The organism is Halorubrum sp. AJ67 (assembly GCF_000513435.1).
The window spans coordinates 5,647-14,431 of the sequence record NZ_CBVY010000011.1 but is presented as its reverse complement, the minus strand read 5'-3'; the positions used below and the strand labels follow the sequence as shown (position 1 = coordinate 14,431).

General features: G+C 69.0%; 7 protein-coding genes and 1 pseudogene. 7 read left to right on the top strand and 1 reads right to left on the bottom strand.

The window, feature by feature from the left end; all coding sequences use genetic code 11:
* The 7 genes from BN903_RS10050 to BN903_RS10020 all read left to right on the top strand — a co-directional run.
* A partial coding sequence (locus BN903_RS10050) for a zinc-binding dehydrogenase (RefSeq protein ID WP_048077606.1) occupies window positions 1-610 on the top strand: 610 nt, incomplete at its 5' end.
* Between the two features lie 73 nt (window positions 611-683).
* Entirely contained in the window at window positions 684-1,685 is a 1,002-nt protein-coding gene (locus BN903_RS10045; protein ID WP_048077605.1) for a hypothetical protein, read from the top strand.
* 96 nt (window positions 1,686-1,781) lie between these two features.
* Complete coding sequence (gene lipA / locus BN903_RS10040) at window positions 1,782-2,762, top strand: lipoyl synthase (RefSeq protein WP_048077604.1); 981 nt, start codon at window positions 1,782-1,784, stop codon at window positions 2,760-2,762.
* Window positions 2,763-2,904: 142 nt separating this feature from the next.
* Complete coding sequence (locus tag BN903_RS10035) at window positions 2,905-4,026, top strand: branched-chain amino acid ABC transporter permease (RefSeq protein ID WP_048077603.1); 1,122 nt, start codon at window positions 2,905-2,907, stop codon at window positions 4,024-4,026.
* Window positions 4,023-5,348 carry a branched-chain amino acid ABC transporter permease gene (locus BN903_RS10030; protein ID WP_048077602.1) on the top strand — a complete coding sequence of 442 codons (1,326 nt, stop codon included), beginning with the start codon at window positions 4,023-4,025 and terminating at the stop codon, window positions 5,346-5,348. The genes BN903_RS10035 and BN903_RS10030 overlap by 4 nt, the downstream gene beginning before the upstream one ends.
* Complete coding sequence (locus BN903_RS10025) at window positions 5,341-6,267, top strand: ABC transporter ATP-binding protein (protein ID WP_048077601.1); 927 nt, start codon at window positions 5,341-5,343, stop codon at window positions 6,265-6,267. The genes BN903_RS10030 and BN903_RS10025 overlap by 8 nt, the downstream gene beginning before the upstream one ends.
* Complete coding sequence (locus BN903_RS10020; RefSeq protein WP_228841081.1) at window positions 6,264-7,106, top strand: ABC transporter ATP-binding protein; 843 nt, start codon at window positions 6,264-6,266, stop codon at window positions 7,104-7,106. Before BN903_RS10025 ends, BN903_RS10020 begins: the two co-directional genes overlap by 4 nt.
* Window positions 7,107-7,547: 441 nt before the next feature.
* Here the strand turns inward: BN903_RS10020 and BN903_RS10015 are convergent.
* Window positions 7,548-8,785: pseudogene (locus BN903_RS10015) on the bottom strand (ABC transporter substrate-binding protein); the annotation flags it as partial.

Below are 8,785 nucleotides of genomic sequence, written 5' to 3'. Positions count from 1 at the left end.
CGCCCTGACCGCGTGGGAGATGCTCGCCGACAAGGCCAGCGTCGACGTCGGCGACGACGTGCTGGTGTACGGCGCGACGGGCGGCGTCGGCCACGTCGGCGTCCAACTCGCCGACTGGTTCGGCGCGACCGTCACCGCGACCGGATCGACCGAAGCGAAGCGGTCGCTGGCGGCGGACCTCGGCGCTGACGCGACCGTCGACTACACGGAGACGGCGGTCGAGTCGTACGTCGACGCGCACGCCGGCGGCGTCGGCTTCGATCTCGTCTTCGATCCGGTCGGTGACGACCACCTGAACACGGCGTTCGAGGCGGTCCGCCCGTACGGAGCCGTGGTCACGACCGAGTCGAGCGACGCCGACGGCGTCGACCTGTCGCCGATGCACGCCACGTCGCTCTCGCTCGGCGTCGTCCTCGTCATCCACCCGGTGCTGGCCGGGAACGGACAGGAGCGCATCGGGCGGGAACTGGAGACGATCGCCGCGCTCGTCGACAAGGGTGTGGTCGCGCCGCACGTCGACGACCGGTACGCCTTCGCGGACGTGGCGGACGCCCATCGCCGCGCCGAGGCCGGCGACTTCGTCGGGAAGCTCCTGCTCGTCAACGAGTAGCCCGCCGGACGAGCGGGTCGACCCGTCGCCGTACGTGCTTTTTTTATCTCCCACTCACCGAGCGACACACCACATGGGCAAACACGAGCGCGGCTGGGTCGAGGCCACGGAGAAGCTGACTGCGCGGCTCGCGAACGGCGCGGAGCCGGACGACGACCTGACGGAGGCGGGCCGACCGGACCTCGCCGAGGCGCTCGCGGACCGGCTCCGGAGCGACTTCCCGGACCGGACCACGATGCGGCACGCCGGCAACTCCTACGACTCGCTCGGGGACCTCGTCGTCGGGTCGGCCGACGGCGAGACGTTCGTCGAAGCCAAGTTCGTCGCCAGCGGCGGCACGCGGGCGAACCTCGGGCAGGACACGCTGACCGATTTCGGGCTGTTCGTCGACGCCACGGCGTGGAGCGACTTCCGCGAGGAGATCGGATTTCCGGAGGACCGCGAGGCGCTCCTCAGGGAGTTCGACGACTACCCGGACGACGTGCGCGACTGGTCGTACAAGTCGGCGGTGTACGACCGCGCGAAACACCTCAAGAACGCTATCGACGTGTCGCGGGGTCAGAACACCGGATCGCGGGCGGACGAGGTGCTCGCGGACCCGAACGCCTCGGAGACGGAGCGGGAGGCGGCACGGATAGTCAACGGGATACTCGAACTCGACAGAGAGGAGAAGCTGGCGTACTTCGATCACCTCCGCGCGGCGGAGCAGGACCCCCGCGCGATCGAGACGTTCGCGCACCTGATCGTCTGCGGGTACCACACCGCCGACGCGCTCCGCGAGCACTTCGACGCGGACCTCGACGAGATCAAGCGGCTGATCGAGACGGACGCCTACCGCCTGTACGAGGTGAACAAAAACACCGGGTCGGTGGCCGTCGAGAACCCGGTGGACCTGCTCGCGGGCTTCGAGTGGGAGGACACGCGGGTCGAGATCCCGGAGGACGGCACCTCCGTGAGCGTCGTGACGGGACCGCCGGACGACCGGCGGCGCGTGCTGAACATCGCGTACAACTGGAAGAACAAGTTCCAGGGGATCCAGACGCCGTCGATGAACGTGTTCGTGCCCGAAGCGTAGGCGGCGAGAACGGCGCACCGTCGCGGAGCGGGACCGGTGAGAGAACCCCGCCCCGCCGACCCGCACCCTTTTGCGCTCGGACACCAAGGGTCGGACATGCAACGCGGCCGCCGGAAGCCGGACTGGCTGAAGTCGCGCCCGCCGTCCGGGAGTCGCTTCACCGAGATCAAGTCCACCCTCCGCGACCACGACCTCCACACGGTCTGCGAGGAGGCGAACTGCCCGAACATGGGCGAGTGCTGGTCAGGGGGCGCGAACGCGCCCCCGAACGGCGAGGCGGCAGACGCCGCCGAGACAGGCCCCGGCACGGCGACGTTCATGCTCATGGGCGACCGCTGCTCGCGCGGGTGTAACTTCTGTGACGTCGAGACGGGCGGCATGGAGCCGCTCGACCCCGACGAGCCGGCGAACGTCGCCGACGCGGTCGCGGAGATCGGGCTCGACTACGTCGTCTTAACATCCGTCGATCGCGACGACCTCGCCGACGCCGGGTCGGCGCACTTCGCCGAGACGATCCGCGAGATCAAACGGCGCGATCCGGAGGTGCTCGTCGAGACGCTCATTCCCGACTTCGGCGGCGATCCCGAGGCGGTCCGCCGGATCATCGACGCGGAGCCGGACGTGATCGCGCACAACGTCGAGACCGTCGAGCGGCTCCAGTGGCCGGTGCGGGACCGTCGCGCGAACTACGAGCAGTCGCTCGCGGTCCTCGATCAGGTCGACCGCGAGTCAGACATCCACACGAAGACGAGCCTCATGCTCGGTGTCGGCGAGTACGACCACGAGGTGTACCGGACCCTCGGCGACCTCCGCGAGGTCGGCGTCGACGTGGTCACCTTCGGCCAGTATCTCCAGCCCTCGCGGTCGCACCTCGATGTCTTCGAGTACGTCCACCCCGACGTCTTCGAGACGTGGCGGCGGGTGGCCGAGACGGAGTTCGACTTCCTCTACTGCGCGTCGGGTGCGATGGTCCGGTCGTCGTACAAGGCCGGCGAGCTGTTCGTCGAGGCGCTCGTACGCGAGGGGCGCTCGCCCGAGGACGCGCGTCGCCATGCGCGGGCCGCGGGCGGCGACTGAGGCGCGGACCCGGGACGCCGAGACGCGATTCCCGGAACCCGAATCCCTCGACAGCTGTCAGGCGTTTTCGAGGTCTCGACGTTGTTCGAACAGCGAGTTATTTACCTCTCGGTGACTCACCCTGCGTCAGTGAGACGTACACATGGGAACAACTGACTCGTCGATCGTCGACTCCGTACGGGCCCGGCCGGGGCTCCTCTTCGTCGTCCTCCTCGGCGGCCTACTCCTCGTCGACCTCGCGGCGAAACTCGGGGGAGTCGGTCTCGGCCCGATCGGGGGGTCGGTCTCGGTCGATCGGCTCGGATCGAACCTCTGGAACGGCATCGTCATCGGTCTCGTGATCGGGCTGGCCGGGATCGGGCTCTCGATGACGTACAGCATCCTCTCGTTCGCGAACTTCTCGCACGGCGACCTCGTCAGCGCGGGCGCGTTCACGGGCTGGGGCGTCGCGTTCCTGATCGCCGGGTTCGGTGACATACCGATCCGGGCGCTCCTGACCGTCCGCGACGCCGGGAGCGTCTCGCCCGGCGACATCGGAGCGCACATCCTCTCGACGCCCGGCGCGATCCTCGTCGGATTGGTCGCGGCGTTCGTCGTCACCGCGCTGCTCGCGGTGGCGCTTGACCGGGCGTTCTACAAGCCGATGCGCGACCGCGACGGCATCTCGCTGCTCATCGCCTCCATCGGCGCGGCGCTCATCGTCCGCTACCTGCTCCAGTTCGGCTACGGCTCCGACCGGCGGGGCGTGACCGCCAGCGTCGAGCAGTCGAACCTCGCGTTCGGCCCCCTCGGGGTCTCGGTGAACGCCCACGAGCTCACCATCCTCGTGGCCGCGGTCGGACTGATGCTCGCGATGCACGCCATGCTCCAGCACACGAAACTCGGCACGGCGATGCGCGCGATGGCCGACAACAAGGACCTCGCGCTCATCACCGGGATCCCGGCCGAGCGCGTCGTCACCGCCACGTGGATCATCGGCGGCGGGCTCGCGGGGGCCTCCGGCTACCTCTACGTCCTGCTCCGCGGGACGATCCAGTTCGACTTCGGCTGGCTCCTCCTCCTGCTCATCTTCGCGGCCGTGATCTTAGGGGGGATCGGCTCGGTCTACGGGGCCATCGTCGGCGGCCTCGTCATCGGCGTCGTGTTCACCACCTCGACGATCTGGATCCCCTCGGACTTCAACCAGGCCGCGGCGTTCGCCGTGATGATCCTGATGCTGCTGCTTCGCCCCGAGGGGCTGTTCGGAGGTGTTTCGACCGCATGAGTGACGCAAACACGCCTAATACCGCGCCGGACGCCCCCGAGAGCGCTACGGCAGCGGTGATCGAGGCCGCCAAGGAGAGCGATCTCGGACTCGTCGTCGGGACGCTGCTCGTGATCTACGCGGCCGCGGCGCTCCTGTCTTTCACCGACGGCCTCAACAGCGTCGTCGGGCTCATGGAGACGCTGACGTTCCTCGGTCTCGTCTACGCGCTCACCGCGCTCGCCCTGAACCTTCAGTGGGGGTACACCGGCCTCTTCAACATCGGCGTCGCCGGCTTCATGGCCGTCGGCGTGTACACGATGGGGATGGTCGTCCGGTCGCCGGACCCGGCCTTCGGTCCGCCCGGACTGGGGCTGCCGCTCCCGGTGGGCATCCTCGCTGGGATGGGGATGGCGGCGCTGCTCGGGGCCCTCGCCGCGCTGCCGGCGCTCCGGCTCAAGGCCGACTACCTCGCGATCGTGACGCTCGGTCTCTCGGAGATAATCCGCCTCTCGCTCCAGTCGAGCGCTTTCGACACCCTCCTGCGCGACACGATCGGTGCCGGGACGGGCGGCGGTCGCGGGATGGGGATGCCGGACAATCCGGTCCGCGACCTGTTCTTGGTCGACGGGCAGGCGGGGACCCCGACCGCGTTCGGCGACCTCGTCTTCGGGGTGTTCGGGGCCGACGGTCTCGGCATCTCGCAGCCGATCCTCATCGGCTGGGGGTACATCGCCGTCCTCGCCGTCTTCCTCGGCGGCTTCTACCTCCTGCTCGAACGGCTCGGCCGCTCGCCGTTCGGGCGGACGATGAAGGCGATCCGCGAGGACGAACTCGTCGCTAACTCGCTCGGCAAGGACGTGAATCTCGTGAAGATCAAGGTGTTCGTCATCGGCTGCGCGCTGATGGGACTCGCCGGCATCCTCTGGTTCGGCAGTCAGGGCAACGTCTCGCCCACGCCGCAGTTCCGGCCGCTTCTCACCTTCTACGTGTTCATCGCGGTGATCATCGGCGGCTCCGGGTCGAACACCGGCTCCGTCCTCGGCGGCATCGTCTTCGCCGCGGTGCTGTTCGAGGGGCCGCGGCGCGTCGGCGGGGCCATCCGCGGCCTCATAGACGCGGAGACGCCCGGCTCCTTCGCGGACGCGCTCGTCACGCTGGACCCGGTGACGCTCCTCGCGTACGCGACCGAGAACGTCGCGCCGCTCCAGTTCGTCTTCCTCGGACTCGTCTTGGTGTTCATCATCCACCGACGGCCGGAGGGGATCCTCGGCGACCGGATCGAGACCGCCGCGGCCGTCGACCTCTCCGAGCGGCCCACAGGGGGTGAGTCCGATGAGTAGCGACGCGCCCGACGCGGACGAGGTCGCCGGGTCCGTCGACGTCGCCGACGCAGAGGAGGTCGCCGGGTCCGTCGACGCCGCGGCCGCCGTCGACGAACCGGAGGCGAACGACAGCGAGGTCGAGGAGGCGGCGAAACACGTGCCGTCCGGGTCGCCGCCGCTCCGCGTGGAGGGGCTGGTGAAGCGGTTCGGCGGCGTCACCGCCGTCGACGGGGCCTCCTTCGAGGTCGAGTCCGGGTCGCTCACCGGGCTCATTGGCCCGAACGGCGCGGGAAAATCGACCACGTTCAACTGTATCACGGGCGTCCACGAGCCGACCGCCGGGACGGTGTACTTCGAGGGCGAGGACGTTACGGGGCTCAAACCGTACCAGATCGCGCGGAAGGGACTGGTTCGGACGTTCCAGATCGCCCGCGAGCTCTCCGAGATGACCGTCTTGGAGAACCTGATGCTCGCGCCGCAGGGGCAGCTCGGTGAGTCCGCGATCCGTGCCGTGACGCCCGGCCTCCGGAGCGCGGTGGTCGGAGAGGAGACGGAGATACGCGAGCGCGCCTGGGAGACGCTGGAGTTCTTCGAGATCGACCACCTCGCGCACGAGCACGCGGGGAACCTCTCCGGCGGCCAGCGGAAGCTGCTGGAGATGGCCCGCGTGCTGATGACCGACCCCGAGATGGTGCTGCTCGACGAGCCGCTCGCCGGGGTCAACCCGACCTTGGAGGAGAAGCTCTTAGACCGGATCCACCAGCTTCGCGCGGACGGCTACACCTTCCTGCTCGTCGAACACGACATGGACGTCATCATGAACAACTGTGAACGCGTCATCGTCATGCATCAGGGCAGCGTGCTCGCCGAGGGGACCGGCGACGAGATACGGAACGACGAGCGGGTCATCGAGGCCTACCTGGGGGAGGACCTATGACCGCCGACGCCACGGACGACGCCCGAGCAGCGGACGCGGAGGCGGACTCGAACGCGGAGACCGAAGCCGATCCGGAGACCGGAACTGACTCGGACGCCGACGCGACCGCCGGGACGACCCACGCGATCGACGGCGACGCGATACTGCGGATCCGCGATCTGGACGCCGGCTACGGCGACCTCCAGATCCTCTCGGACGTGGTCCTCGACGTCGCCGACGAGGAGTACGTGACCATTGTCGGCCCCAACGGGGCCGGCAAGTCGACCGTGATGAAGACGGTCTTCGGACTCACGACCCACATGGGCGGCACCGTCGAGTTCGAGGGCGAGCCGATCCACGGGCTCGCGCCCGAGCAGATCATCCGCGAGGGGATCGGGTTCGTCCCGCAGAACGACAACGTCTTCCCCGGACTCAGCGTCCGCGAGAACCTCGAAATGGGCGCGTACATCCTCGACGAGGTGCCCGAAGACCAGATCGAGGCGGTCTACGACCGGTTCCCCATCCTCCGCGAGCGCAGCGAGCAGAAGGCGGGGACGCTCTCGGGCGGCCAGCGGCAGATGGTCGCGATGGGGCGGGCGCTCATGCTCGACCCCGATCTGCTGTTGCTCGACGAGCCGTCGGCCGGACTCGCGCCCGACCTCGTCTCCGACATGTTCGACCGGATCGACCGGATCAACGAGAGCGGGACGGCGGTGCTGATGGTTGAGCAGAACGCGAAGGAGGCGCTCCGTCGCTGCGACCGCGGCTACGTGCTGGTGAACGGCGGGAACCGGTACACCGACCGCGGCGACGTGCTGCTCGCCGACGAGGACGTGCGGCGCGACTTCCTCGGGGGATAGGCGGACTGCTACTGCGGAGATGTCGCCGATCGGCTTCCGGTCGCCGAAATCCTAGCCGCTCGGCGGTACGCGGTCACCGACTTGAACACGACCGCCGAAGCCCCAGCCGTGAGGACTCCCGCGGCTCGTTGCGCTCCTCGCTCGCGTTGCTCGCTGCGGTGCTTACGTCGCCGAGGAGCGTCCTCGCGGCTGCCCCTTCGATTCCCGCCCCGCACCGCACAGCACCTCACGCCTCCCCAGCCTCGTCGACCGGTCTCCGCTTCGCTCCGACCGGTCGACTCCCTCGCGCGGTGCTCTCGCCGGCGGCTCCGCCGCCGGCTGTCCGAGGGACCTTCGGTCCCTCGCTACTCGCGGTCGCCGCTGGCGACCGCTCGGAGGCACACGCCACCGCACCGTCTCCCGGGTGAAAAAATCGGAGAAAAACTCGGTTCGGACGGACGCCTACTGGTTCAGCACGCTCGACCACTGGCTGGTGTACGTGGCCTGATTCGGCTCGAAGGAGACGCGCTGGTCGATGGTGCCGTCGCGCTCCTCGAAGGCGTTCACGTACGACTCTTCGAGCGACTGGCCGTAGGCGTCGTTGAGGTACAGCGTGCCGGAGGTCGACGCGCCGACGACGTCGCCGACCGCCAGGTCGGCCATCGCGGGCCCCTGAAGCAGGTCGGACGGGGCGGTCCGGAAGATGTACTCGTTGTCGTCCAAGTCCGTGACGTTCGGGTCCGTCGAGGACGGCGAGATGCCGACGACGCCGTTCGGGATGAACACCTGATCGGACACCTGAAGGTTGACGTTCGAGGAGGCCGGGCCGACGACCGCGCCGAAGCCCGCGTTGACGAGGCGTTCGCGCCGGAGATCGCCCGCCTGCGGGTCCGTCTGCGTGTCCTCGACGCGGGTCTCGACGTCGACGTTGAGGCCGGCGTCGTTGACTTGCGTGGCGGCCAGCAGCGCGCCGTCGCGGATCGGTCCGCCGAGCGGGCCGAGGTCACCGGTCTCCGGCATCAGTACGCCGATGCGAGCCGTGAACGAGTCGACGCCGACCGGGTCCGCGGCCGTCGCGTTCCGGTCCTCCTCGGAGAGCTCGTTCCCGAACTCGACGGTGTCGAGGGTGACGAGTTCGCTGTCTTGGAAGTCGGTGATGTCGTACGCGGCGGTGGCCATGTCGCCGTTGACGTCGAAGTTGACGCTGGAGGACGCGCCCACGTAGTGGACCGGGTCGCCGGCGGCGACCGCCTCGACCGCCTCGGGGAGGTTCGACGGGCCGAACTCCTCGCCGCCGGGGTTGGCGACGGTGCGGACCCGATCGCGGATCGCCTCGCCGTTGTTCTCGCCCGCGGCGGTGGCCGCGAGGATCTCGACCGCCATGGCGTCGTACGCTTGCGAGGTGAACACGCCCGGCTCCTCGTCGTACTCGTCCTGATACGACTCGGCGAAGAAGTCGGCCCCGGGACCGCCGGCCGACGGTGCCGTGCCGATGACGTTGTTCATGTCGTTGTCGACCTCGCCGGGGAGGTCGCCGTCGATCAGTCCGTCGGGAACGATGATGTCGAGATCCGGCGCGCTGTCGGCGAACTCCGAGTAGAAGTCGCGGAACAGCTGGATGCCCCGACTGCGGGAACCCGACGACCATCACGGGCGTCGGGAACGGATCCGGAGTCACCGCCGTCACCGCCGTCGCCGCC